The sequence below is a fragment of the Streptomyces pluripotens genome (assembly GCF_000802245.2).
GTDB lineage: Bacteria > Actinomycetota > Actinomycetes > Streptomycetales > Streptomycetaceae > Streptomyces > Streptomyces pluripotens.
This window is the reverse complement of record NZ_CP021080.1, coordinates 6,938,656-6,964,329: the sequence shown is the minus strand read 5'-3', so window position 1 is coordinate 6,964,329 and position 25,674 is coordinate 6,938,656. Positions and strand designations below refer to the sequence as shown.

Genomic DNA, 25,674 nt, shown 5'->3' with positions numbered 1-25,674 from the left:
CCGTCGCCGGCCCGGGCCGGGTCAGACGTCCTTGGTCTTCGGCATCTCACCCTCGGTGGTCGTGATGTCGATCACCGAGAAGTTCGCGCCCTGCGGGTCGCTGAGCGCCGCGAACCGGCCGAACGGGCTGCTCATCGGCCCGAAACGCAGGACACCACCGAGTTTGGCGGCCCGGGCGACGGCCGCGTCGCAATCGTCGACGGTGAAGTAGACGTTGACGTACGACGGCACTTCCGGCGGGAAGTCGTCAGTCATCCGCATCCGGCCGAGGACGGTGTTGTCGCCGACGTCGAACATACGGAAGTCGACCGATTCGTCCTCGATCTCCTTCATCCGGTAGGGGAAAACGGCGGAGAGGAAGCCGTCAGCTTTGCCTGGTTCCCGAGTGAACACCTCGGCCCAGCAGTAAGCACCCGGGGTCGCCGTGACCTCGAAGCCCTCATGGCTGCCGGCCTGCCAGACGCCGAACACGGCTCCACTGGGTTCGCGGGCCAGGCACATCGTGCCGAACTCACCGACCTGCATCGGCTCCATCAGCACCTCGCCGCCATTGTCCCGGATCTTCGCCGCCGTGGCGGCGGCGTCCGGCGAGGCGAAGTACAGGCACCACTGAGACTGGCCCTCCTGGCCGGGCATGGGCGGGACGACAGCGGCCACCGCCTTGCCGTCCACGTAGGCCTGGGTGTAGTTGCCGTACTCCGACGAAGACTCACCGAAGGTCCAGCCGAGGACTTCGCCGTAGAACTTCTTCGCCCCTTCGACGTCACTGAACATCGCATCCGCCCAGCAGGGCGTTCCCTCGGGTTGCACGGCCATGCCCGCACTCCTTCCCGTGTCGTTCTGTCCCGTTTCCTCACGCTAGCCACCCCGCCGTCGGCCCGCGCGCCGAGTACCGGTGGCCCGTCTCCTCGGTGCCGGCCGGTGACCGCCCGGCTACTCCCCCGCGTAGGCCCGCTCCAGTGCGGCGACGTCGAGCTTGCCCATGGCGAGCATGGCCCTGGTGGTGCGGGCGGCCTTCTCCTGGTCGGCGTCGCTGATCAGATCGATCAGCCGTTGGTAGACGACCTGCCAGGAAACGCCGTACTTGTCCTTGAGCCAGCCGCAAGGACCACCCTGGCCGCCGCCCTCGGTGAGCTTGGCCCAGTAGTGGTCGATCTCCTGCTGGTCGGCGCAGAGGATTTGGAAGGAGACCGCCTCGTTGAACGTGAACTCGGGGCCGCCGTTGAGCGCGACGAACTTCTGACCGTTGGCCGTGAACTCGACGGCCAGCACGGAGCCCGCTGGGCCGGGACCGGCCTCGGTGTAGTGCCCCACCCGGCCGAGGGCAGAGTTCTCGAAGACCGACACGTAGTAGTGCGCGGCCTCCTCGGCCTGGCCGTCGAACCAGAGGCACGTGGTGAATCCGTCGGTGGTCATGAGCACCTCCCGGAGGTGGAACGCGGTTCTCTCTACCGACCGATCCTCGACGCGAAACTCATCGGTCGCACAGCCGGGTCATCCGGATGGGCGAGCGCGCATCGCGCGGGGCATCCGGACTCTCGACCGAATTCGACCGGGGCGGAAACACCGCAGCACCGGAGGAACCGGGCCTGCTGGACGGCGATGCCCTGGCCTCCTTCCGGCAGCCTCGGCACACGGGGCTCCGCGGCCAGGTGGGGCGGCCGGGCCAAGCTGGTCGCGGGAACGGTGGGGCGCCTTGCCCGGACTACGGCGCACGATCGTCCGCAGTCAGCGCTTCAGCGCTGCACACTTCAGTTCGAAGCGAGCCTGCACGCGCTTGCCGACGGGTACGCGCTCCACGGTGACCTCCGAGGCCAGGGCGTGGACGATCTCCAGACCATGCCGTCCGACGCGTCGGGGGTCCTTGGGGTACCTGCTGGGCAGGGCCGAGCTGCTGTCGTACACGGACACGCAGACGTAGCTGCCGGTGCCCTCCAGTTCCAGGATGTACGGGCCGCTGCTGTGCTGGTCGGCGTTGGTGATCAGCTCGCTGACCACCAGGAGCAGCTCACCGTCGACGCGGATCCCGGTGGCGCACCACTCGGTCCTCAGCTGGTCCAGGAACTGGGCCGTGAAAGCCCGCGCCTCGGCGATGCATCCGGGCGCGCCGGTGTAGTGCGCCGCGCGTCGCAGCGGTTCCACGGGTACGTCGAAACCAGTCGGTATCGCTGCCCCGCCCAGGTACTCGGTCATGCTGTCTCTCTCGAAAGCCCGGTCCGGCCGGTCGCCTGTTGCACCGGGCTCGTACCCCGAGCGGAGCCGGACAGTCCACCGAATCCGTTCGCCGACCGCGCAGAGTGGTGATGCTCACACTACCGGGCCCGACACCGCGGACCGCTCAGGCCGTCGGCGAGCCGGTGTCGGGCGATCCCGGGAACGTGGACGTTGTCGCCGGCCGGACGGAAGTCGCCGAGGTGGGCGAACCACCCCCCGAAGTCGCGGACCGGGAAGTCACCGACGTCCGGGGTGCGGAGGTGGCCGTGGTGGCCGTGGTGGCCGACGTGGGGCCCGAGGACGCCGACGACGACTCGGCCGGGGGCGTCTCGGACGGGCGCCCTACCGACGACGACTTCGAACCCGGCGACTTCGAACCCGGCGACTTGGACTCCGGGGACTTCGAACCCGGCGGTGACGAGGACGGAGGTGACGTGGACGAAGAGGACCCAGACGGAGGGGTGGGCGGGGAGGTTGAGGTGGACGGGGAGGTGGAGGTGGACGAGGAGGACGTAGGGGGCCGGGTTCCCGAGGGGGAGGGGGACGGTGGCCGGCTCGACTTGCCCGGTGTTGGCGGGATCCACGGGTGCGGGTCCGCCGGGGGCTTGGCCTGCTGGTCATGGCGGCCGCTGTGGTCGCCGCGGTGACGATGGATCCAGCCGTTGTGACGGTGGTCGTAGAGCACGAAGACGTTGACGGTGGCTGGCGCGGGTGTCACCACAACCGTGTTCGAGGGCTGGTACGACGGCCAGCGGTGGCCCACCGGCTTCGGTGCGGTCCGCTGCGGGACCGGCTGGGTCAGCGGGTTGCCGCACGCGCAACGCACCCTGGGGACACCGCGTCCGTCAACCAGAACCGCGGTGCCCGCCTGAAGAACGGCCTGGTAGCTGGTTGCGGCGCCGTCGCGGAAGCCGTGGTTGGTGACACGAGTGTCGACACGCAGCTGGACAGGGGTGAGGGAACGCAGATAGGCCGGCACACCGGACGGCTGCACACCGGCCACGGAGGCGAAGGCCCGGTTCTTGGCCGAATCGGCCTGAAGGGCCTTGACCTGCTGCCCCACGTCGCAGGCGGCGACCTTCTCGGTGCCGCCGTACAGGCCGGGCGCTCCGCCCTCCACTGCGCGCACCTCGTTGGCCGCCCCGGTGGGCGCGGCAGGGGCCGAGGGCTCCGGTGGGACGGAGCTCTGTTTCGCGGTCGACTCCGTGAAGGGATCCTGGCCCGTGCTGTTCGCGGACTGCAGGAAGACCTCGCCCCCCTGGGCTGAGGAACCGCCACCGCCCGGACGGGTGAAGACCACCGCAAGGACCACGGCGACGACCACGGCGGCGGAGAGGGCCGCCACGCCCGGTACGGACTTCCACCACGGCCCACGGGGCCCCTTGGGCCCGGTACCGCCGCCCGGTGGCTGAGAGGGCGGAGGGCCGGAGGGGGGCCGGTTCGAACCGGACAGGGGTCCGGAGGGCGGCCCGGTGGGGTGACTGGAGGACGGAGGTTCCATGCTCACTGGCACTTCTTCCCGTCGCGATCGTCGCGATGCGCGGCTCTATTCGGTCAAATGATGCACAAATCTTCCTGCACATGACGGTTGGTGCATTTGGCCGTATTGAGCCCATTGTGTGTCACAGGATGGTGCGGCTCGCAAGCGGGCGCGGACGGCCCACCCGGCGAGCGGGCTGGGCGGACGCTGCTTAGCGTGGCAAGCGTGAGCCCTCCAACCGTTTCCGAGCGCCCCGTCGCCCGCCACGGCTGGGCCCAGGCCGTGGCTGCGGTGCTGACCGCACTGGCCGTCATGGTGCTGATGGCAGCGCTGGGACTATGGGCGGCCGGCGCGGCGGATCTGCCGGACGGCGCGTTTCCCAGGGTGGTGGCCGCGACCGTGGTCGCCGCGGTCGGCGGCAGTCTGGAGGTCTCCGGCGACGTCGGTGTGTTCGCCAAGACTCAAGCCGGTCTCACCGTGATCCCGCTGTCGGTGACGCTCGCCGGGGCCCTGGTGATCGGCACCGCCTTCCTGCGTCCGTTGCGGCACCGGGCGGTCGCCTCGGCCAGGGAACTGGCCGGCTGGGCCGCGCGGATCGCCGTGCTGTGGTTGCCGGTACTGATCGGCCTGGCCTTCGCCGCACGGCAGACCTTCGCCGTCGATCTGGGCAGCGGCGCGCTCAGCGACCTCACGGATCTGTTCGGTGCCACACCGAAGATCGGGTTCACCACGAACGTGCCGCTGACCGTGCTGTTCGGGTTGCTGTGGCTGTCCGGCGTGCTCCTGCTGACGCTGCTGGTCGCGCGCGGGGCTCCCCTGCCGGGCCGGCTGTTGCGCCTCCAGGAGACGGTGCGTCCGGCGGCTCACGCCATGGTGATCCTGCTCCTCGCCTGTGTCGCCGTCGGCCTGGTCAGCGCGCTGATCACGGCGGCCACCCGCGGGCACGTCCCCACGACCTTCGCGGTCGTCCTGCTGGGCCTGCCCAATCTGGTCTGGCCGGCCTTCACCATTGGTCTCGGGGCGACCTGGAACGGCCGCGTGGGCGGCCCCTTCGGGCTGCCGATGCCGCACGTCCTGGACGTCATCCTGCGCACCCCCGACATCTCTGTGCTGAACCTGCGCTCGCTCACCGGCTACGACGGCCGGTGGTGGTGGCTGGTGGTGGTCGACGCAGTGCTGCTGCTCACCGTCGCCTTCTGGATGGCGGTCCGCTCACCGGCCCGGCTCCGTCCCTGGCAGCACGCCGTGCACCTGGCCGTCGCACTCGGCCTGACCGTGCTGATGATCTGCCTGGTGGGGCGCATCTCGGCGCACTACGGCCTGTCCCTGCTCGGCATCGGCGATCTCGGCGGCGGTCTGTCCGGGGAACTGTTCCTCAGACCCCAGCTGTGGCAGGCGGTCGGCCTGGGCGTGTTGTGGGGGCTGGTGGCCGGCTTCCTGGGCGGCCTGCTGGCACGGCCGGTGCACCGCCGGGGCGAGGTGAACGGGGTCTGATCCACCCTCCCCGGGCTACCGCGCTACCGCGGCACTAGGAGCGGAATACCGGCGCGGCCCAGTGCGGGGGCCGGAGGGAGGCGGGCAGTGCGTGATCCGGCTCGGTCGCCGTGCGGACGGTGGTCGGCGGTGTGGCACAGGTCGCGCGGAGGGCGGCGACGAAGGCCAGGCAGGTGTCGTATCGGGCATCTGGGTTCTTGGCCAGGGCCTTGGCGAAGACGGGGTCGACAGCCGGGTCGAGGCCGGCCCGGGCCGCGCTCGGCGGAGACGGCTCGTCGTACTGATGGGCCCACAGCAGCGCCATGTCGTCCTCGCGTTGGAAGGGCGGACGGCCGGTGAGGGCTTCGCAGACGACGCAAGCGAGGCCGTAGACGTCGCATCGTCCGTCGACCGGGCGGCCAGAGATCTGCTCAGGGGCCACGTAGTCAAGGGTGCCGACGAACTGGCCGACGCTGGTGAAGCCGGTCAGCGACAGCGACTTCTTGGTGAGGCCGAAGTCGGTGAGGTACACGTGCTCGGGGTGGTCGCTGTCGGTGCCCTGGGCGACCAGGATGTTGCCGGGCTTGACGTCCCGGTGGACCAGGCCGTGCTCGTGGGCCGCGTCCAGGGCCGAGGCCACCTGCCCCGCGATCCGTACGGTGTCCGGCAACGCAAGCGGTCCGCGCCGATCGAGGAGGTGACGCAGGTCGCTGCCCGCGACGTACCGCATGGCGATGTAGAGCACCCCGTCCGTCTCACCGGCCTCGTAGACGGGCACGATGTGCGGGTGGTCGATCGCGGCGGCCACCTGGGACTCGTGGGTGAAACGCTTCCGGAAGGTGTCGTTGCGGGCCAGTTCGGGGGCTAGCAGTTTGAGTGCGACAGTGCGGCCCAGGCGCAGGTCGCGTGCACGGAAGACGACGGCCATGCCTCCCCGCCCGATCTCGCTCTCGACCAGGTAGTTCGCCACCTGACGTCCGATGAGTTCCGAGGGCCGCCCCGAGAACAGGCTGGACTCCCGCGCCATCAGCGCTCACCCCCGGGCGCGGCCAGCCGGGTCGGGGCGTGTCCGGACTCGTCCGCGCCGGCCGCCGACCGGTCGGTGGCGTAGGTGCTCAGGCGCCGTCCGTCGCCGTACATCCACCGGCCCTCCCGCGCGTCGTACATCCACACCGACTCCCCGTCGACGACGATCCCGACGCGGAGGTTCCGGGTGCGGTCCTGGAAGGCCTCACCGTCCAGACCTCCCGCCGCCAGTGCCTCGATCGCGGACCGGTAGTCGGCCAGGTCCTGCTCGGCACGGGCCAGCAGGGGGCGCGGATCGGCGGCGCCGGCGGGGGCGTCGGAGGCGGGCGGGTCCTCGGGCACGGCGACCAGGTGGCGGCCGTCGACCCAGGCGGCCCAGCCATTGGCGCACCGGATATGTCCCCAGTCGCCCCGCCACTCCACCAGTTGCACCGGCAGCAGCGGGTCGAGGGACACGGTCGGCCGGGCCGGGTCCGGAGCTTCCCAGGCGGGCATGCCGCGCGGGGGGACGACGTGCGTGGCCCGGAATCCGCGAGACGACGATACGGTCATCGGCTCGCCTACCTCCGCATCACGGCCGGCTCCTGCCGGCGCAGCAGCCAGCCGACCACGACGCCGTAGACGGCGGACAGCACCAGCAGCATGGCCAGGTTGAGCAGCCATACGCCCGTCGAGTGCCGGAACAGGGGATCGGCAGCCAGAGTGCCGGGAACAAGCCGTGACAGCCCGACCGTCCCGGCCATGGCACCGAGTGCCCAGCGGGAGGGCACGAGCCAGGACAGCTGCTCCAGGCCGGGTACGCCATGGAGCCGGAGCAGGGCGCCGCAGAAGACGACCTGGATGATGGCGATCAGCACCAGCAGCGGCATCGTCACCTCCTCCTTGCGGACCAACGCGGAGACCAGCAGGCCGAGCATCATCGCGGTGAACCCCAGCAGAGCCACCGCCAAGGTCAGTTCGGCGAGTGGCGGCAGGAGAACGCCCTTGCCCCCGGGGGCGTTCAGGTCGACACCAAGCAGGGCGACGAGGGTGAGGACGACGGCCTGCGCGACCGTGACCGTGCCGAGCACCACCACCTTGGAGATCAGATAGGCGGACCTGGGCAAACCGACAGCGCGTTCGCGCTGATAGACAGCGCGTTCCTTCACGAGTTCACGGACCGCGTTCGCGGCTCCGGTCAGCACCGCGCCCACACACAGGATGAGCAGCGCGTTCATCGCGCTGTCCCGGGCGAGCCGGCCCCCCGCCAGGGCACGGGCCATGGCCCCCATCACAAAGGGCAGGGCGATCATGATGACGAGAAAGGTGCGGTCGGCGCCCAGGACCGCCGTGTAGCGGCGGACCAGTGTGGCGAGCTGGGCACCCCAACTACGCGGCCGGGGCGGCGACACGGGGGCGAGCGGGGCCGGGCCGGGGTGGTGCGGCTGGCTGGTGGCCTGGGTGACGTAGTGCCGCTGGAAAGGCGACTCGCGGTACTCGCGAGCCCAGTCCCGCTGGCGGTCGCGCTCGAAGGCCTCGAAGGCCTCCGGCCAGTGATCGAAGCCGAAGAAGGCGAGGGTGTCACCGGGCGGGCCGTAGTAGGCGACCCTGCCACCGGGAGCCAGCACGAGGAGGCGGTCGCAGACGTTCAGGCTGAGGACGCTGTGCGTGACCACGATGACCGTGCGGCCATCGTCGGCGAGGCCACGCAGCATGTTCATCACCGACCGGTCCATACCCGGGTCCAGCCCCGAGGTCGGTTCGTCCAGGAAGAGCAGGGAAGGCTTGGTGAGCAGTTCCAGGGCCACGCTGACCCGCTTGCGCTGCCCGCCGGAAAGGCTGTGCACGGGCTGCTCCGCGCGCTGTTCGAGGCCGAGTTCCCGGATCACCTCGTCCACTCGGGCCCGCCGCTCCGCCTTGGCCGTGTCCTGCGGGAAGCGCAACTCGGCGGCGTAGGCCAGGGCGGCGCGCACGGTGAGCTGGGGGTGCAAGATGTCGTCCTGGGGCACGAGACCGATACGCCGGCGCAGTTCGGCGTAGTCCCGGTAGAGGTCACGGCCGTCATACAGGACGGTGCCCCGATCGGCGGGCCGCTGCCCGGTCAGGGCGTTCAGCAGCGTGGACTTGCCTGCACCGCTCGGTCCGACCACTGCGAGTAGGCACTTCTCCCCCACCGGGAAGGACACGTGGTCGAGCAGGACCTTGCGGCCGTGGTCGACGGCGACGGTGAGCTCCTGCACGTCCAGGGAGACCTCGCCGGTGTCGACGTACTCCTGGAGTTCGTCACCGACGAGACAGAACGCCGAATGACCAATACCGATGATGTCGCCGGAACCGACGGGAGCACGGCTGACGGGGCTGCCGTTGAGGTAGGTGCCGTTGTGACTGCCGACGTCGAGGATCTCGTACGTGCCGTCCGTGTGAGCGCGCAGTTCGGCGTGCCGGCGGGAGACGGTCAGGTCGTCCACGACCAGGTCGTTGTCGGGAGCCCGGCCGATGCGGATGGTGCGCGCGGGCAGCGGGCGGACGCTGGTGGGCCTGCGGAAGGTGCCGGTCAGTTTGGGCAGGGAGACCTCGGTAGGGCGGTTCGGGGTGGGGTCCGGGGCACTGACCAGGACCGCCCGGGGGCCGTCGGCCGGGTTGCCGAAGCGGATCTCGCTGCCGGGCCGGACGTCGCAGTCGTGGACCCGGTGGCCGTCGGCGTACGTGCCGTTGGTGCTGTGCCGGTCCGCCAGCGTCCAGCGGTTCCGGTCGCAGCGCAACACGGCGTGGTGCCACGACACCCGGGCATCGTCGAAGACGATGTCGCTCAACGGATCGCGTCCGACTTGATAGTCGTGGCCCGGGCTCATCACCGTGGAGCCCGTGTCGGTCTCCAGGACAAGTTCAGGCGCCGTCGGGGCGATCGGCCGCTCCGCCATGCCCAGAATTGTACCGATTGGCCCACTCGTGTGCCCGTTCGATCCCGACACGTGGCACGTCCGCGGACACAGCTCAGGGGGCGGTCACGACGAGTGCCGGGAGGGTGCGCTGCATCCGCACGGCGTCAACGGATTCGGCGAGCAACTCGTACTCGGTGGTGTCGTCGCTGGCGGCGATCCGCACCAGCCGACCGCCGGACAACTCGTCGGCCGCCAGCTCCTGCCGGGCGTCGTCGGCACACCAGGCACGCAGTAGAGCGGGTACGTCGGCCACGGTGTCCGCGACCGGCACCAGTGCGCCCACCGGGACGGCGCAGCCCCCGGGCGCCGGATCGAGCCGCTCGGCGATCCAGGAGGCCCGGTCCCGCAGCCACCACAGCGCCAGTGCCAGCGTCGGCGCGCGATAGGTGCCCAGCGGTACGCCGATGCGCCTGCCGTCGCACGTGCCGTACGCCGTCACGTGGCACAGGAATTCGTCGTGCACGCCTCACTCCCCCGTAGCTTCGATGCTGGCCAGCCAGGCCCCTCGCTCTCCGTACGGCTCCTGTGCGGTGAAGTGCCCCTGACATTCGAGTATCGCCACTGCCGAAACCCTGTCACCACGACTTTCCGGCCAGTCTGTTGGCATATTCACCGCCGGCCCCGGCCGGAACGGACCGGGCGAGGACGGTCGCCCGGGCATGACGCCAGAGGTAATCGCCTCACCCGGGCTACTTCGAGCATGGTGGTCGCACCGGGTCGGCGAATCTCGATCCGGGACCTGACCAGCAGATGCGACCTCGACGGAGGCTGATTCGCCATGTCCGTGCACACCGATCGCTACGAGAACGCCGCCGCCCGTTACTTCGAAGCCTGGAACGCCACCGGGCCGGCAGCCCTCCAGAAGGCGGTGGCCGCGGCCTGGACCGCGGACGGCGGCTACACCGACCCCCTCGCCGATGTCCGGGGGCACGAGCAGATCGCGGCCGTGATCGCAGCGGCCCAGGAGCAGTTCCCTGGCTTCGTGTTCCGTCCTCTGGGCACGGTGGACGGGCACCACGACACCGCGCGCTTCGGCTGGGAGTTGGTGAACGAGACGGACGGCTCGGCACCGGTGGCCGGTTTCGATGTGGTCACGCTGGACGACGAGGGCCGAATCCGGCAGGTACTGGGCTTCCTGGACCGGGTTCCGGAAGGTGCCTGACGGGATCCGCGCAACGACGGGTACCGCGCGCGACGGCGCGTCCTCCGGTCCTGCTGGGACCATCGTCCGGAAGGGGTCGGCCCGGTAGCCCATGTGCTTTCTGGTCCGAACGGGCCGACAGACCTTCCGCCCCTGGCCCCGCGGCGCGCATCCTTGCGCCCGCGGTGTATCGGGTCACGGCCAGCCAGGGCCAGCTGGGCCAGGGTCCCGCGGAACCCTGGCCCAGTCGGCGCGCAGGGCCTCGCCGAACGCGGATTCCGCTGCGCCAGGCGGCGACCCGTCGTTGTCGGCGAGGTCGAAGTGGGTGACGCCGAGGTCGAACGCTCAGCGCAGGATCGCACGTCGGGGCCCGGCCAGCCGTTCGGGGCCGAAATTGTGCCAGGGGCCGAGCGAGAGCGCCGGCAGCTTCAGACCGCTGCGTCCGGTACGCCGGTACGCCGGTACGCCGGTACGCCGGTACGCCGGTACGCCGGTAGGGCATGTCGGCGTACCGGGCGGTGTGTGCGGTGCACAACACGGCTCCCAGGGCGGGCGCAGCGATCTACCGGTGCCACTCTTGCCGGGCAGCGATCCAACAGGAGAATTCGCTGAAATTCAGCGGATAGGCTTCTCAGTCATGGAACTGCGCCAACTCCAGCATTTCGTCGCGGTCGCCGAGGACCGGCATTTCACCAGGGCTGCCGAGCGCCTGATGGTGTCCCAGTCGGGCCTATCGGCTTCCATCCGCTCGCTGGAGCGGGAACTGCGGGCGCCGCTGTTCGTGCGCACCACTCGCCGAGTCACCCTCACCGAGGCCGGGCGTGCGCTGTTGGTGGAGGCCGAGCGGATTCTGGCGCAGGTGCGGTCGGCACACGAGGCGGTTGCCGCGGTGCAGGGCGTCCTGCGTGGCACACTGGCGCTCGGCACCGAGCAGTGCATCGCCGGGGTGCACGTGGCCCGGCTGCTGGCCGCGTTCCGCAGGCGGCATCCGGACGTGGAGATCCGGTTGCGGCAGACCGGCTCCGGCGCATTGGCGGAAGAGGTGGCGGCCGGGCGGCTCGACCTGGCCTTCGCCTACCGCACCGAACCGGACACCGATCAGCTGCGCTCGGTGTCCCTGGCCGGCGAGCCGATGACGGTGCTGTGTCACCCCGGCCACCGCCTCGCCTCGGCGACGGCCGTACTCGCTCCGAACGACCTCGCCGGTGAGGTCTTCGTCGACTTCCATCCGGACTGGGGCCCGCGGCGCACGACGGAGGCCGCGTTCGCCGCGGCCGGGGTGCGGCGCGCCGTCGCGCTGGAGGTCAACGATGTGCACAGTCTGCTGGACCTCGTCGAGGAGAACCTCGGGATCGCGGTCGTGCCCCGGCACTTCCGGCACAAGCGGCCCTCCCTCGCGGCACTGCCGCTCAAGGGCATGGGCGAGACGGAGTACGAGACCATCGCTCTGCTCCCGCCGGAACGGGCCACCAGTCCGGCCGCCCGCGCGCTCGTCGCGCTCCTCGCAACGGCGGATCCGGTGTCACCCCCCGCGGGGGCCCAGGCCCGCTGATCTGCGCCGTGGGGCGGCCGACGCCACGGCCCACCCGGCGCGGAGCGTCCGCGACCTGGACGCGGGGCCGCCGACCTGGTGATCCTTACCGCGCGGGACTCCACCGGCGGTCCGGGTGCACACGTCGGAAGTCCGGCTTCCGTGGGAGCCGGACTTCCGGACGCGTGCCGGAGCGCGATACGCGAAGGTGGATGCATGCATGCCAAGGACATCCTCATAGACGGCTACGGCCGCATCCGGGAAGAAGTCCATGCCGTCCTCGACGGCCTCGGACCGGACGAGCTGCACCACCGGCCGGTCCCCGACGCGAATTCCGTCGCCTGGCTGGTCTGGCACCTCACCCGGGTCCAGGACGACCACGTCGCCGACGCCTTCGAGCTAGGCCAGGTATGGCTGTCCCAGGGCTGGGAGAAGCGCTTCGGCCTCGACCTGCCCCGGCACGACACCGGCTACGGGCACAGCCCCGCCAAGGTCGCGAAGGTCCGGGTCGGATCCGCCGGTTTACTGGCGGACTACTACGACGCCGTGCACGAACAGTCCCTCGGCGCCCTGCGCGGTCTCGCCGCCAACGATCTCGGACGCATCGTCGACGAGCGCTGGGATCCCCCGGTCACCCTGGGTGTCCGCCTGGTGAGCGTCCTGTCCGACGACCTTCAGCACATCGGACAGGCCGCTTACCTCAAGGGGCTGATTCAGAGCGCAGCCGCATAACCCGGCAGGACCACGTCCTCGATGAGGGCGTTGCGCTCATCGAACGGGATGAAGGCGCTCTTCAGGGCGTTCACCGTGACCGTGCGCAGGTCCTCGACCGTCCAGTTGGCCTGCTCGACCAGCAGGGACATCTCCCGGGTCATCGTCGTGCCGGAGACCAGCCGGTTGTCGGTGTTGAGGGTGACCCGGAAGCCGAGGTCCTTCAGGGCCGTGATCGGGTGCTCGGCGATCGAGTCAGCACAACCCGTCTGGAGGTTCGAGGTGGGGCACATCTCCAGGGCGATCCGGCGGTCGCGCACCCAGGACGCCACCCGGCCGAGCTTCCCCTCCACGATGTCCTCCGTCAGACGCACACCGTGGCCGATCCGCTGGGCACCACAGACCTGCAGGGCCTGGTGGATGCTGGGCAAGCCGTGCGCCTCGCCGGCATGGATGGTGAAGGGCACGCTCTCGCAACGCAGGTGCTCGAAAGCATCCAGGTGGTCGGCGGGCGGGAAGCCGTCCTCGGCTCCGGCGATGTCGAAGCCCACGACGCCGGCGTCACGGTAGGTGACGGCCAGTTCGGCGGCCTCCCGGACGCGGTCGAACATCCGCATGCCGCACAGTAGGGTGCCGACACGAACGGGAGTGCCGGCTGCGGCGGCCTTGGCCATTCCGGCGGCCAGCCCCTCCTGCACGGTCTCCACGACTTCGGCGAGAGTCAGGCCGCCCTTCAGCATCAGCTCGGGCGCGTAGCGGACCTCGGCGTAGACCACACCGTCGGCGGCAAGGTCGAGAACGTACTCCTCGGCAGTACGCAGCAGGCCCTCGCGGGACTGCATGACGGCGAGGGTGTGCTCGAAGGTGGCTATGTAGCGGACCAGGTCGCCGGAGTTGGCGGCCTCGAAGTACCAGGCCGCCAGTTCGTCGGCGTCGGTCGTGGGCAAGGTGTGGCCGACCGCGGCCGCGAGTTCGATGACGGTGGCGGGGCGCAGGCCACCGTCGAGGTGATCGTGCAGGACGGCTTTGGGGAGCCGGCGGAGGGACTCGGTGTCGATGCGGGGCGCGGTCATGGCAGGGGCTTTCCTCAGCAGGTGGTTCAGCGGTGGCACCGCAGGGGCTGCGGTGGTGGTGCACGGGGACCGGCAGAGGCCGGTTGAACAGGGGTGGGGCGTCGGTCAGGCGACGGGCTGGAGCAGGTCCCAGCGGTTGCCGTACAGGTCCCGGAAGACGGCGACGGTGCCGTAGGGCTCCTGGCGCGGCTCCTCCAGGAAGGTCACGCCGGCGGCCGTCATCCGGGCGTGGTCGCGGGCGAAGTCTTCGGTGTGCAGGAAGAAGCCGACACGTCCGCCGGTCTGGTCCCCGACACGGGCCCGTTGCTCCTCCCCCTTGGCCCGGGCCAACAGGATCCCGGTGCCGCCCGCGTCGCCGTCGGGCTCCACGACGACCCAACGGGAGCCGTCGAGCCGGGGGGCGTCCTCGGCCAGGCGGAATCCGAGGGCCCCGGTGTAGAAGCGGATGGCCTCGTCGTAGTCGTCGACGACGAGGGTGACCAGCGCAACGCGTCGCATCGGGACCTTCCGGTGGGGGTGGTTAGCCGGTGAGGTTATACGTAAAACGAGACGGGCGCCAGTCCTCTTTCTACGCGCGTTGCGACGGGCTCGGGGGAGCTACCCCGTCAGGGCCTCGCCTCGCCCTGGGCAACCTCCACCCGGTGGTGGAAGGCAGCCATGCCGGTGACCGAGGCCACCCCGGAGACAGCGGTGCAGGCGATGAGGAACGCGGCGACCGCGCGGCCGGCCCGGGATGCGCGGGGCACGGCCAGGAGGGCCTGGACACGCCTCGGGACCGGGCCGGTGGTCGCGGCTGCAGCAAACCCCGGACGCGCGCCGTGGCCGCCCTGGCCTGCCAGGGCGGCCCGCGCGATGGCACGGGCGGTCAAGCGCCGGTCGCCGACCGAGAGCGCGGCGGCTTCGTCTGCGGCGCGCTCGACGGCGAGCCGGATCGTACCCCGGACCGCACGCAGTGCGGGATGGCAGTGCGCGGCCAGTTCGGCGGCGAGCAGGAAGTAGTGGTGGCCGCCTTCGTTGTGCGCGCGCTCGTGAGCGAACAACGCCTCCCGTTCGGGGCCGTCCAGCGAGCGGAGCATCGCCGTGGTGACGACGATGCGGTGCGGTCGCCCGGGGAGGGCGTAGGCGTCCGGGCAGGGCGAGTCCACGACGCACAGATCCCCGGCGACGGGGCCGCGCCCGGCCTGTGACCTGGCTGCCCGGAAGGCCCGCGCCTGCTGGACCAGCGACCCGGCGAACGTCCATGCGCACCTGACGAGGACTCCGGCCGAGAGGGCGGCAGCCGGGACGACGAAAACACCGGAGGCGGTGCGCAGTGGGTGCACCAGTTCGCCGAGCGCGGCGAAGAACGGGAGCTTGAGCAAGCCGATGAGGACGAATGCACCTAGCGCGGCCGTCGAACAGCCGGCGAGGACGACCGCGCAGAGGGTGACGGTCCGCAGCGCGGCGACCGGCGCCAGCCGGTCCAGGGCCCGGTGGGCCGCTGCCGGCAGGGCGAACGGCAGCAGCAGGGGCAGCAGAAGCAGCGCGGTCATCGGCCGTCGGACGCGAGCAGGTCCCGCAGGACGCGTTCGTCGTCGGGGCTGAGCTGGGCGACGAAGCGGGCGAGTACGGTCTCCCGGTCGCTGTCCCGGTCAAGTTCGCTGTGCATCCGACGCGCGGTGAGGCCATGGGCGTCCTGGGCGCCCCGCACGGGGAAGTAGGCGTAGCCGCGGCCCTGACGCCGCCGGTCGACGACTCCCTTGTCGTGCAGGCGGGTCAGGATCGTCGTCACCGTGGTGCGGGCGAGGTCCGCGCCGAGGCTCCGCTGGACCTGACCGGGCGTCTGAGGCCCGCCGGCAGCCCAGAGCGCGGCCATGACACTCGCTTCGAGTCCGCCTGCCGGTCGGCGTTCATCCTTGGCATCGGTCATGGGAACCTTCCTCACCCGTCATTCTTCTGCCGTCCGGGACCGTCTACACGATGGTAGTCAGCCGGAGCCGCCGTACGCCCACACCCCGGCCCCGGCCCCAGACCCCACACCCCGGAACAGCGAGCGGCAGACCCCTGGTACTGGGCGAGAGGCGCCCCCGCCCAGGGTGACCCCTCGCGGAACGGGTCCCCGCGGGTCCGTGCCCGACCGCTGCGCGTCCGCCCGGGCCGGTTCCCCCTCCATACGACCGGAGGACACCGCTTCCTCACTCCTCGGCGGGTCCGCGGTGCCGCGGGCCGAAGCAGCCGGGGAGGGGCCACGGGCCCGTTCCCCGGCGCGGAAGACGGTCACGGCGCCGGGCCATGGTGGAGCGCCGCCCGACCTGCCGGCCCAACACGGCCATCGGTGTCTGGGGGGGCGCAGGCCGGTCAACGGCGTCTGCCGGTCGTAGGCCCGGGTTTCGCCGTCAGGGCTGGTCCGCGAAGGAGCGCACCTCGATGGGCAGTGTGGTGGCGAGGGCGGCCTTGCGGCCCCACGCCAGAGCCTCCTCCCGGTCGGCCGCCCGGATCAGGCACAGTCCACCGAGGTACTCCTCGCCCTTGGCGTAGGGACCCTCGGTGGTGCGGACGTCGCCGTCCCCCGGCCGGATCACGGTGGCGGCCTCGGGACCGTCCAAGCCACCCGCGAACACCCACGCCCCGGCGGCACGCAACTCGTCGTCGAAGGCCTTGACGTTGCGCATGATCTCGGCGAGCGCGTCGGGTGCGGGCGGCGTCCCGCCGGCCGGCTGGACCACGCTGAGCAGGTAGTGCTTCATGACGACCTCCAAGGCGTCGGACCCGTGTCGGGCTGTCCGTCCACCTCCTACACGAGCGGCCGGACTCCGGTTCGGCACCGCGCCCCGGAGCAGGCGGAAAATTCGCGAGAATCTCCGTATGACCATCAGCGCACATCCACTCGTCGACCGGGCCCGTCGGCTCGCCGCAGATCTGCTCGCCCCCGAGGCCGAGCGGGTCGACCAGGAGGGCGTGCCCGCCAGTCACATAGCAGCCGTCAAGCGGTCCGGGCTGCTCGGTGCCGTCGCGCCGGTCACACACGGCGGCGCGGGGGCTCCGCCTTCCGTGCTGCGGGAGACCGCGGAGATCCTCGCCGGAGCATGCTGTTCCACGTGGTTCGTGCAGACCCAGCACCACACACCGGTGCAGACCCTGACGCAGAGCGAACTTCCGGTACGCGAAAGGCTGCTGGGCCCCCTGGCGCGCGGAGAACTGCTGTCCGGAGTGGCGTACGCACATCTGCGGGCGTATCCGCGCGTCCCGGTGCGCGTCCACCGGCGGGGCGCCGGCTGGCGGTTCGACGGGACGGTCCCCTGGTACACCGGCTGGGGTCTGAACGACGTGCTGCTGCTCGCCGGCGTGACCGACACCGGCGAGGTGCTGTTCGCCTTCGCCGAGGCCTGCGACCAGCGAGGGCTGCGTGCCTCACCGCCTATGCGGCTGGCGGCCCTCACCGCCTCGCACACGGTGTCGCTGGAGCTGGACGGCCTGTGGCTGCCCGAGGAGGCCGTGGCCCTGCGAACGCCCTACGAGCGGTGGGCGCCCGGGGACCGGGCCAGAACGCTAGGCACCAACCCTGCCGTGTTCGGCGTCGCCCGGTCCGCCCTGTCCCTGCTGGACGAGGAGACGGCCGGACCGCTCCGGGTCCGACTGGCCGACGTCCGCCGCCGGGCCTACGCCCTGGCCGACCAGGCGGAGCCGGGCGAACGGACCGGGGAACGGCTGGCAGTGCGCGCGGATGCCTACGAGGTACTGCGCACAGCGACCACGGCGGCGGTGGTGGCCGGGGGAGGTCGGGCGATGGCCCTCACCAGTCGTGCGCAGCGTCTCGCCAGGGAGGCGTTGTTCCTCCTGGTCCAGGGCCAGACGGCCGAGTCACGCGCGGCGCATCTGCGGACCTTGGCCGGGACTCCGCCGGAACCGGGTGGCATCAGGAACACCTGAATCCCTGTCCGGCAGGCCCCGTCGACCCGCGTGTGCACACCAGACGCACCGGCAGCGGCACACCAGCCCGGGCAACGGCGCCCCGTACCGCCGAGAGGCCCCGAAGCCATGCGAAAGGTCCCCAGCGCGACGTGTACAGTTGCGCGGCTCCGCTGAGGCACCCGTCAGACCGGCCGCACCGGAACTCCGGTCGGTCCGCCGCTCAGGTACTTCGTTCCGGCAGACCGGACAGGACGACATCCGGGGCGGACATCGGGCCCGACTCCTCGTCCGACACGGGCCGTGACGCATCAGGAGGAACGCGGGGCCGGCGACGGCGCCGTCAGGGCTCGCGCGGCACGCGGTGGACCAGTGCGAGCGAGCCGGCCGTCGCCGCCGCGGCCAGGACGAAGGTGGAGCACGCGACCGCCGTCCCGGTCCGCCATCCGCCACGAGCGGCGTGTCCGAGCCGGGTCACCCCGCGCCCTCGCGCGGGCACGCCCGAGGCCGGCTGCTCCGCGCCGGCCAGTTGCCGCCAGCACGTCACTGAGCCGACTTGGGGGCGTTCACCTCTCCCTCGAACCCCACCCGCTCCTGCCTGCGCCCCAGTCGCCCCGGCCACCAGGCGAGGCGCCCGATGTCCAACACCAGTGCGGGCACCAGCAACGAGCGCACCACCAACGTGTCGAGCAGGACGCCGAAGGCGACGATGAACGCGATCTGCACGAGAAACGCCAGCGGGATCACCCCGAGGGCAGCGAAGGTCGCCGCCAGCACCACCCCGGCCGCGGTGATCACGCCGCCGGTGGAGACCAGCCCGCGCACGACCCCCTGGCGCACGCCGTACCGCAACGACTCCTCACGCACGCGGGACATGAGGAAGATGTTGTAGTCGACGCCCAACGCCACCAGGAACACGAACCCGTAGAGCGGTACGGACGGATCGGTGCCGGTGAAACCGAACACGTGCCGGAAGACCAGGGCCGAGACGCCGAGTGTCGCGACGAAGCTCAGGGCGACCGTGGACACCAGCAGCAGGGGCAGCAGCAGGGACCGCAACAGTAGGGCGAGGATGACGAGAATGATCGCCAGGACGACAGGGACGATGATCATCCGGTCCCGCTCTGCGGTGTGCAGCGTGTCGTACCGCTGAGCCGTGTAGCCGCCGACCAGGGCGTCGGCGCCGGGCACCGCGTGCACGGCGCTCCGCAGCCGGGCGATGGTGTCCTTGGCGTCTTGGCTGTCCGCGGCCGAACGCAGGGTGGCGTCGACCCGCACCCGGCCGTCCACGACCAGGGGCTCGGCACCCGGACTTCCGGAGGCGGTGACACCGGCGGCGGAGGCGACGCCATCGGTGCGCCGGGCTGCGTCGAGCACCTGCGGCAGCCGCTCGGCGTCGGCAACGATGACGGCCGGGGTGCCCGAGCCGCCGGGGAAGTGCTGACTGAGCGTGTTCTGTGCCGCGACCGATGGTGCGTCGTTGACGAAGATCTCGGACAGCGGGACGCCTTTGGAGGTGAGTGTGGGAGCGAACCCGGCGCAGATGAGCAGGGCGATGAGGCAGCTCGCCCACACCCTGCGGGGCGAGCGGTCGACGAGGCCGGCGACGCGCCGCCACACGCCCCGCGCGATTTCCCCGTCGTCGGCGGGAGTCGGGCGGGCGGGCCAGTAGGCGGTCCGGCCCAGGAGGACGAGGACGGCAGGCAGGAAGGTCAGGGCACTGAGCACGGCACAGCCGATGCCCACGGCCCCGACCGGACCGAGTGCCCGGTTGTTGGTCAGGTCACTGAGCAGCAGGGCGAGCAGAGCGAGAGCGACGGTGGCGGCGCTCGCCGTGATCGGCCCCCAGGACCGCCGGAGCGCGGTCCAGGCCGCGGTGAAGCGGTCCGTGTCCCGGGCGAGTTCCTCGCGGTAACGCGCGCTGAACAGCAGCGCGTAGTCGGTTGTCGCGCCGATCACCAAGATGAAGAGGATGCCCTGTACCTGTCCGTCGACACGGACCGCCGCACTGTCCGCGAGGGCGTAGACGATCGCACAAGCCAGTCCGAGGGCGAAGACGGCGCCGAGGATCACGATCAGCGGAAGCAGCACGCTGCGCTGGACGAGCAGCAAGATGACCAGGACCGTGAGGAGCGCGACGCCGAGCAGGAGGCCGTCGATGCCGGAGAAGGCGTCGGCCAGGTCGGCCTGGGTGGCAGCCGGCCCGGCAAGTGCGACGGTGGTGCCGGGAACGGTGTCGGCGGTTGCGCGGATCCGACCGAGGACATCCGGGAGCCGGTCCCCGAGGTCCGGCCGCACCGGCACCACACCCTGCAACGCCTTTCCGTCCGCGGAAGGCAGGGCTGGGGAAGCCCGGCCGACCACGCCGGGTGTGCCGGTGAGCGAGGCCAGGACTGCGGTGGCGGCTGCCCGACGGTCTCGTACGGATCCCCCTGCGTCGGCTGTCCAGACAACGATCACGGGCAGGGTCTCCTGCTGTTGGAAGGCTCGCTGCTCGGCGATGACACGGGTGGACTCGGCGCTGCGCGGCAGAAAGGCGGCCTGGTCATTGGTGGCGACCTCGCCGAGACGCCCGGCGAAGGGCCCCAGAAACGCGCCGATGGAAAGCCAGACCGCAAGCAGGATGAAGGGGACCAGCCGACGGGCGGTCCGGGTGGTGGTGGCAGCCATCTCTCTCCAGGCTCGGCACGGACTCCTATCGCATCTATCGACCCATCTTGGTCGCCGCGACCGTCTTGGCGATCTCGGCCGTCTCGGCCCTGAGCCATCCCCTAGCGACCGGGTCGTGCGGTGGCCGCCGGTTTTGCGGCCCACAGCTGTCACTTCCCCTGTGGGCCGGTCGGTGGATGCGGTCGGATTCCTCGCCGGAAGCCGGGAAGGCGTGGAGCCCCGGGCCACGGCCGTCCCTGAGGCCGGGCGCGGGTACCCGAACGGCCCGCCCGGGCCTTCCCCAAGGACCTCACGCAGACTCAGATCACGGCCAGGACCGGGTGGCCGCTGGGCGCGCTGAAGAGTCACGCCCGGCAGGGCTGCATCAGATGCGGCGCGGCCTCCGATAGATGCAGCTGGCGTGCACGACAGGGCCGCCCTGCCGCGAGACGGTTCCGCCGGGACTTTCGGTGCACGACTGGTGCAGCGCTTCCAGGGAGCGGATGCTCTCCGACGGCTTTCCGGAGAACCCTGCTGATGTGCAGCACAACAGGCCCACCCCACCTCTACACATAAAAGCCAAATAAGAGCAAACTGGACCATGCAGCGCTTACCACGCACCGCACCAGACGCGGTCTGGCCTGCACAGTCAAAGGAGACGAGTCATGGCCAACGTCTCGCACAGGGGTGACATATCGACTCACCCCGATGTCTCCGAAATGCGGGCGCGCTACGCCCGCATGCTCGGCGGTCGCGATGTGGCGCTCGTGGACGGGCCGGTGTTCCTACTCGGCCTGTACTGCGCGGCGTCTCCGTGGATCGTGCACTACACGACGAGCCAGCCGGCGCTCGTCACCCACAACCTGATCGTGGGGATAGCGATCGGCCTGCTGGCACTGGGATTCACCAGGGCTCCCGAGCGAATGTACGGCCTCAGTTGGGCCATGTGCGCCGTGGGTGTCTGGATGATCATCGCTCCGTGGATCGTGGGCAGCAGCCCGGACGCGGGCGTGATCATCAACAACGTCGTCATCGGGGCACTCGCCTTCACCCTCGGCCTGGCCTGCGCCGGCACGGCGGCGAAGAGCACCCCCACGACGTAGGGCCGGACGCCAAGGAGACGGAGAAGGAGGAGAGGAGGGCCGGAACGACGTGACGGATGGAGGGCCAGTCCCCCGGGCAAGCCAGCCCTCCGCCCCACCCGGTTGCAGGCGCCAGCCGACGCGGGCTGGCGGTCTGGCGGGCTTCGTAGACGGCCGAGGTACCGGAGCCCGACCGGCCTAATCCGGGTCGGTCGGGCTCCGATTGCCCCAGGCCGGCCCCCGATGGGGCTCGGGCCGACACTGCGGGGGCGGACCGGATGGACAGCCCACCCCCTTCGACACGCTCAGCTCACATGGAGCGCGGTGTCGTCCACGACGAAGGAGGTCTGGTACTTGGACCCCTCGGTGCCGGTGAACTTGAGGGTGACGGTCTGCCCTGCGTAGCCGCTGAGGTCAAAGCTCCGCTGGGTGTAGCCCGAGGCCGCGTCGAGGTTCGAGTACGTCGCCAGGGTCGCGAGGACCGTACCGGAGCTGCTCAGCACCTGGACCTTGAGGGTGTCGTAGGCCCTACTGGTCGTGGTCTCCGCCGTGTCCACGTGGAGGAAGAAGCTGAACGTCGCCGCCGTACAGCCGGAAGGGATGGTCACCGGTTGGGAGAGGGTGTCGGTGGTGGCTGTGCCGTACCCGTCGAGCCAGGCATAGTACGAGCCGGACCGCGCCGCCTCGCTCGTCGAGCTGGTGATCACGCCACTGGACGCGTTCCAGACGGAATTGCCCGACTCGAAACCGTTGTTGCCGAGAAGCTGGGCTGCGGTGCAGCTACCGGTGCCGCCTCCCCCGCCACCACCGCTGCCACTGCCGCTGCCGCCCGAACCGGCCAGCCACGCAGTGGCGTTGAGGGCGAGGGCCGCATTGGTGGCGCTGGAGTCGTTCCAGCCGTCGTACAGCCTGTTGCCAGACTGGCCGGTGCCGTCGTCGATGGGCGAACTGTCACCCCAGAACGCGACACGACCGCTGCCGAAGGTGCTGGTGAGGAAGAAAGCTCCGGTGTTCCCGGAGTACCCAGTGCGGTAGAGCAGGCCCTTGACGCTGGAGTTGTCGGCGGGCTTGAGAGTGGCGGTCGTTCCACTGGCGATCAGGCTCTTGGTGACCGTGCCGAACGAACCGTGCAGAACCGGGTCGGTGCTGTCACTGATAGCCGAAGGGTGGTCGGAACTGATGCTGAGCGAGTCGATGGAGAAGCCGAACGGATCGGCGGAGTCGACACTGTTGTTCGCCATCAGGTCGTTGAGGATCTCGACCGCGTCCTCGCCGTCGTTGTTGCGGTCGGCGCCGGTGTGGTCGGAGATCATGAACAGGCCACCGCCGTTCTTCACGAAGTTCATGATCGCCGTCTTCTCGGCGGTCGTGAACAGCGTGTTGGGCTCCGGCAGAACCAGCGTGTCGAATTGCGACAGGTCCATCGAGGAGGAGCCGCCGTAGCTGAGGCTGGAGCCCGGCGGCAGCGTCTTCAGACTGTAGTCACCGGCCTTCTGGAGCGCGACGCCCCACGAGGACAGAGCGCCGGTCCAGTCCGTCTCGGCGGACGGCGACGCGTCCTCGCCGAGCGGGTCGGGCTGACTGGTGGAGATGATCCAGTCGGCGTTGCCGGCCGTCTCGGCGTGAGCGTTGTCGAACAGGATGCGGTGGGTGGTCGCCGCGCGGGCGGGGGTGCCTGCGCCGACCTGGCAGGCGGCCCCGGCGAGGAGCAGCCCAAATCCGGTCAGAGCGGTGGTGAGTCTGCGGCGGGATCTCCTGGTTCCAAGCATCCGGCATACCTCCGTGAGGGGTGGGGAGAGGGGCGATGCGGGCGCCAAGTCTGCGCGCGTAGAGCTCGTTTGAGCGTTCTACACGCGTCGAGTGGTTGAAAGGTACATGGCATGAAGGTCCAGTGAACAGAAAGTCCCGGCAATAACCGAAGCGGACTGTCTCCGCTTACAGCGGGAACACCACAGAACGACGAGGTTGGTAACGAAGTGGGGTGGACATGGAGATCTCAGGCATCATCAGTGCCATCGTCATCGGGCTCATCATCGGCGTACTGGGCCGACTGGTCGTCCCCGGACGGCAACACATCGGTGTCCTGTGGACGATCGCCGTCGGCATCGTGGCCGCGCTGCTGGGCTCAGCCATCGCCGCCGGATTCGGGGTCGCAGACACCAAGGGACCCGACTGGATCGAGTGGTTCATCCAGATCGCCCTGGCCGCGCTGGGCGTCGCAGCGCTCGACCGGGCACGGAACCGCCGCTGAGGGGCCGCCGGTGAGGGGCCGGTCAGCCCCCGTACAGGTGGGGCGTGGTCGCGCTCACTACGTGGAAACCGAGGCGTTCCAGGGCCGGCCGGCTCATGGACGAGGCGTCCACCTGGAGGTGGCGGTAGCCGTGGGCTGCGGCGCGGGCACGCCCGGCGACCGGGGCACGGTAGATGCCCCGGCCGCGTCAGGACGCCGCGGTGCCGGCGGCCCCGCCTCGTACGGCGGGCCAGCCGGTCGGCGGACCACTCCCCCCCCGGTCAACCGAGTTCGAGCGTGGTGACGCCGAACACGGACTCCTGAGCGTGGTCGCGCACCGGCCCCGTGTACATCCGGGCGGTCTCGAACGAGGGACGGAGCCCCGCCTCTTCGGCGAGGGCGACGCCGCTCGTGTTTGGCTCGGGTACGTCGACGGCGACCTCGCGGCCGGCGACGTCGGCCGTCAGGGCGGTGAACAGGGCCCGGGCGTCGTCCGTGGTGTCGGCGAGGAGCGGACCGATGCGCAGGCTGTCACGGCCGGGACGCACCACCCCGTAGCCGGTGAGGCGGTCGCCGTCGTACCGGACGAACGCGCAGTGTCCAGGCCCGGTGAGCCACTTGGCGAGGAAGCTCGGCCGGTCGGCCGGGTGACAGGCGCCGTCGTAGGCTGTGATCGCGGCCAGGTCCCCGGGCACGGCCGGTCGGACACCGGTGGGCGTCCCGTCACCCTCGGGAGCGGCGCCGCTGAACCGGATGGTGCGATAGGCGAATTCGAAGCCGGACTGGCGATAGTTGTCCTGCTGGGCGACGACTCCGTCCAGGCCGACGGTCCGGCTCCCGGCGTGGGCCAGAGCGGTCTTCCAGGTGGTGAGGCCGTGGCCGTGGCCGCGCAGGCCGGGCCGGACGAGGTAGCAGCCGAGAAAGGCGTAGTCGGGGCTGTAGTTGACGACGGAGATGGCCGATACTGGCTCCCCGCCGATGCGTCCCAAGAAGAACCCCTCGGGGTCCTGCGCGAAGAACGCGGGTCCGTCGGACAGCCCCGGATTCCACCCCTCCGCCGCCGCCCACCCGCTGATCACCGGCCAGTCAGCAAGGGTGGCCTGCGTGACGACGAGGTCGTGGGGTGCCGCAGAGGTCATCGGTGCGCTCCATGTGCTTCGGGTCGTGACTGCCGCGCAGCATCCTCGCGGATCAACGAGGAGCGCACCATGGGAAGATCAGCCGTTGCTCGCGACGCGCAGGATGCAGGCGTACTCGGTGGACGTGCCGCTATGCCGCTTCGACACCGCACTGACGGTCCGTGGCACATGCGGGTCCGGGCCGCCTGACGGCGCGCACGGCCCGCAGACCCGGGGTCCGCGGGAGCAACCGCGCGCCCCGGGCCCCGCTGGACCGGTGTCCGGCGGGGCCCGGGAGCTGGTGCCTCAGCCGGTGCGGCCCGGGCGGAAGCGGCGGTACAGGATCGTACCCGCGACCAGGAGCGCTGCACTTCCGGCGACGGCTGGGGCCATCACGTCCGTTCCGGTGTGGGCCAGCGTGGACACCGTCTGCTGCGGGACAGCCTTCGAGGGCTGCGGCGCAGGTCGGGACTTGCCCGGAGTCGGAGGCTTCGGCGCCGGGGGCGTCGGGGGCTCCGGGGCCCGTGGGGGCGGGGGGGTGCGGGGGTGATCGCCGCCTGGCGCGTCCACCGACTGGTTCCCCTCGGCCGGATTGAGCAGGCCGACCACGTCGACGCTGTTGCCACTGACGTTGACCGGCAGGTCAACGGGGAGCTGGATGCCGTTGCCGGAGATCACTCCGGGCGAATCCGACGCCCCTCCCTGGGCCGATGCCCCGCCTTGGGTCGCCGCGCCGCCGGACGTCGCCGGCCCGCCCGTTCCCCCGCCGCCGCTGTTCTCGCAGCGGTTGCCCGCGGCCGGATTCAGCAGTCCCACGACGTTGACGGTGTTGCCGCACAGGTTCACCGGAACCTGCACCGGGAGTTGGATGCTGTTGCCGGAGATCAGCCCGGGCGAGCCGACCGCGGAGCCGTCGGCGGCGGCGCCATCGGCCGCGAACGCGGCGGATACCGGTAGCGCCACGGCCATTGCACCGGAGGCGGCAGCGACGGCGATCACACCGTTTCGGGTAGCCCGTCTCATAGGTTCCCTGCCTTCCAGAGATCGTCGCGGGCGCTCACCCGCACCTGTGTAAACGCAGGCGAACCAGCAAGAGTTATGGCGTATCGGTCTTTCACCCCATCGAGCTACAGGATG

General features: G+C 70.8%; 23 protein-coding genes and 2 pseudogenes. 7 read left to right on the top strand and 18 right to left on the bottom strand.

From position 1 onward, the window contains the following. Positions 1–21 precede the first annotated feature (21 nt). From LK06_RS30805 to LK06_RS34745, 4 genes and pseudogenes are all read right to left on the bottom strand, one after another. The gene (locus LK06_RS30805) at positions 22–816 is read right to left on the bottom strand and encodes a VOC family protein (protein WP_039657793.1); all 795 of its coding nucleotides are present in this window, start codon (positions 814–816) and stop codon (positions 22–24) included. Positions 817–933: 117 nt separating this feature from the next. Then, positions 934–1,416 (bottom strand): VOC family protein, encoded by a 483-nt coding sequence (locus tag LK06_RS30800; protein ID WP_039657792.1) that lies wholly within the window; start codon positions 1,414–1,416, stop codon positions 934–936. Positions 1,417–1,728: 312 nt separating this feature from the next. Beyond that, positions 1,729–2,193: an ATP-binding protein gene (locus tag LK06_RS30795; protein ID WP_039657790.1), complete on the bottom strand. Its 465-nt coding sequence runs from the start codon at positions 2,191–2,193 to the stop codon at positions 1,729–1,731. A gap of 301 nt (positions 2,194–2,494) precedes the next feature. Continuing rightward, positions 2,495–3,721 (bottom strand): annotated as a pseudogene (locus tag LK06_RS34745) (DUF6777 domain-containing protein); the annotation flags it as partial. A 198-nt stretch (positions 3,722–3,919) separates the two neighbouring features. On the opposite strand from LK06_RS34745, the gene LK06_RS30785 reads away from it, so the two are divergent. Further along, on the top strand, positions 3,920–5,188 hold the full coding sequence (locus LK06_RS30785; RefSeq protein ID WP_039657786.1) for a streptophobe family protein: 1,269 nt from the start codon (positions 3,920–3,922) through the stop codon (positions 5,186–5,188). 34 nt (positions 5,189–5,222) lie between these two features. Here LK06_RS30785 and LK06_RS30780 read toward each other — a convergent pair whose 3' ends face one another. The 4 genes from LK06_RS30780 to LK06_RS30765 form a co-directional block, all read right to left on the bottom strand. Further along, on the bottom strand, positions 5,223–6,194 hold the full coding sequence (locus LK06_RS30780) for a serine/threonine-protein kinase (RefSeq protein ID WP_043408350.1): 972 nt from the start codon (positions 6,192–6,194) through the stop codon (positions 5,223–5,225). Beyond that, on the bottom strand, positions 6,194–6,688 hold the full coding sequence (locus tag LK06_RS30775) for a hypothetical protein (protein WP_234367546.1): 495 nt from the start codon (positions 6,686–6,688) through the stop codon (positions 6,194–6,196). Before LK06_RS30775 ends, LK06_RS30780 begins: the two co-directional genes overlap by 1 nt. Before the next feature lie 65 nt (positions 6,689–6,753). Beyond that, complete coding sequence (locus tag LK06_RS30770) at positions 6,754–9,093, bottom strand: FHA domain-containing protein (RefSeq protein ID WP_043434657.1); 2,340 nt, start codon at positions 9,091–9,093, stop codon at positions 6,754–6,756. A 73-nt stretch (positions 9,094–9,166) separates the two neighbouring features. Beyond that, complete coding sequence (locus LK06_RS30765) at positions 9,167–9,577, bottom strand: hypothetical protein (RefSeq protein WP_043408356.1); 411 nt, start codon at positions 9,575–9,577, stop codon at positions 9,167–9,169. 315 nt (positions 9,578–9,892) lie between these two features. Between LK06_RS30765 and LK06_RS30760 the strand changes: the two genes are divergently transcribed. Next, complete coding sequence (locus LK06_RS30760) at positions 9,893–10,276, top strand: nuclear transport factor 2 family protein (RefSeq protein ID WP_039657781.1); 384 nt, start codon at positions 9,893–9,895, stop codon at positions 10,274–10,276. A gap of 219 nt (positions 10,277–10,495) precedes the next feature. Here LK06_RS30760 and LK06_RS34740 read toward each other — a convergent pair. Beyond that, positions 10,496–10,757: pseudogene (locus LK06_RS34740) on the bottom strand (hypothetical protein); the annotation flags it as partial. A gap of 135 nt (positions 10,758–10,892) precedes the next feature. On the opposite strand from LK06_RS34740, the gene LK06_RS30750 reads away from it, so the two are divergent. Continuing rightward, positions 10,893–11,807, top strand: a complete 915-nt coding sequence (locus LK06_RS30750; protein ID WP_039657780.1) for a LysR family transcriptional regulator — start codon at positions 10,893–10,895, stop codon at positions 11,805–11,807. 195 nt (positions 11,808–12,002) lie between these two features. Next, a complete protein-coding gene (locus tag LK06_RS30745; protein ID WP_039657779.1) occupies positions 12,003–12,518 on the top strand; it encodes a mycothiol transferase in 516 nt (171 codons plus the stop codon). Here LK06_RS30745 and LK06_RS30740 read toward each other — a convergent pair. The 5 genes from LK06_RS30740 to LK06_RS30720 form a co-directional block, all read right to left on the bottom strand. Beyond that, complete coding sequence (locus tag LK06_RS30740) at positions 12,500–13,570, bottom strand: adenosine deaminase (protein WP_039657777.1); 1,071 nt, start codon at positions 13,568–13,570, stop codon at positions 12,500–12,502. The two genes, LK06_RS30745 and LK06_RS30740, sit on opposite strands and share 19 nt — an antisense overlap. A 105-nt stretch (positions 13,571–13,675) precedes the next feature. Next, positions 13,676–14,068 (bottom strand): VOC family protein, encoded by a 393-nt coding sequence (locus LK06_RS30735; RefSeq protein WP_039657775.1) that lies wholly within the window; start codon positions 14,066–14,068, stop codon positions 13,676–13,678. Positions 14,069–14,175: 107 nt separating this feature from the next. Further along, entirely contained in the window at positions 14,176–15,102 is a 927-nt protein-coding gene (locus LK06_RS30730; protein ID WP_039657773.1) for a M56 family metallopeptidase, read from the bottom strand. Beyond that, positions 15,099–15,479 carry a BlaI/MecI/CopY family transcriptional regulator gene (locus tag LK06_RS30725; protein ID WP_039657772.1) on the bottom strand — a complete coding sequence of 127 codons (381 nt, stop codon included), beginning with the start codon at positions 15,477–15,479 and terminating at the stop codon, positions 15,099–15,101. The genes LK06_RS30730 and LK06_RS30725 overlap by 4 nt, the downstream gene beginning before the upstream one ends. A gap of 466 nt (positions 15,480–15,945) precedes the next feature. Continuing rightward, on the bottom strand, positions 15,946–16,296 hold the full coding sequence (locus LK06_RS30720; RefSeq protein ID WP_039657839.1) for a YciI family protein: 351 nt from the start codon (positions 16,294–16,296) through the stop codon (positions 15,946–15,948). 118 nt (positions 16,297–16,414) lie between these two features. Here LK06_RS30720 and LK06_RS30715 point away from each other — a divergent pair, with 118 nt between their 5' ends. Then, positions 16,415–17,479, top strand: a complete 1,065-nt coding sequence (locus LK06_RS30715; protein ID WP_043408359.1) for an acyl-CoA dehydrogenase family protein — start codon at positions 16,415–16,417, stop codon at positions 17,477–17,479. A 522-nt stretch (positions 17,480–18,001) separates the two neighbouring features. Here LK06_RS30715 and LK06_RS30705 read toward each other — a convergent pair. Beyond that, positions 18,002–20,128: an MMPL family transporter gene (locus tag LK06_RS30705; protein WP_039657766.1), complete on the bottom strand. Its 2,127-nt coding sequence runs from the start codon at positions 20,126–20,128 to the stop codon at positions 18,002–18,004. 644 nt (positions 20,129–20,772) lie between these two features. On the opposite strand from LK06_RS30705, the gene LK06_RS30700 reads away from it, so the two are divergent. Continuing rightward, positions 20,773–21,210: an SPW repeat protein gene (locus LK06_RS30700; RefSeq protein ID WP_039657764.1), complete on the top strand. Its 438-nt coding sequence runs from the start codon at positions 20,773–20,775 to the stop codon at positions 21,208–21,210. Positions 21,211–21,494: 284 nt separating this feature from the next. On the opposite strand, the gene LK06_RS30695 is transcribed toward LK06_RS30700, so the two are convergent. Beyond that, positions 21,495–22,958 (bottom strand): hypothetical protein, encoded by a 1,464-nt coding sequence (locus LK06_RS30695; protein WP_039657762.1) that lies wholly within the window; start codon positions 22,956–22,958, stop codon positions 21,495–21,497. Positions 22,959–23,176: 218 nt separating this feature from the next. Between LK06_RS30695 and LK06_RS30690 the strand changes: the two genes are divergently transcribed. Next, positions 23,177–23,440, top strand: coding sequence for a GlsB/YeaQ/YmgE family stress response membrane protein (locus LK06_RS30690; RefSeq protein WP_039657837.1), 264 nt, complete (start codon positions 23,177–23,179; stop codon positions 23,438–23,440). Positions 23,441–23,700: 260 nt separating this feature from the next. Here LK06_RS30690 and LK06_RS30680 read toward each other — a convergent pair whose 3' ends face one another. Both LK06_RS30680 and LK06_RS30675 read right to left on the bottom strand, forming a co-directional pair. Beyond that, the gene (locus LK06_RS30680; protein ID WP_039651792.1) at positions 23,701–24,558 is read right to left on the bottom strand and encodes a GNAT family N-acetyltransferase; all 858 of its coding nucleotides are present in this window, start codon (positions 24,556–24,558) and stop codon (positions 23,701–23,703) included. A 285-nt stretch (positions 24,559–24,843) separates the two neighbouring features. Next, on the bottom strand, positions 24,844–25,560 hold the full coding sequence (locus LK06_RS30675) for a chaplin (RefSeq protein WP_086083573.1): 717 nt from the start codon (positions 25,558–25,560) through the stop codon (positions 24,844–24,846). Positions 25,561–25,674 lie beyond the last annotated feature (114 nt).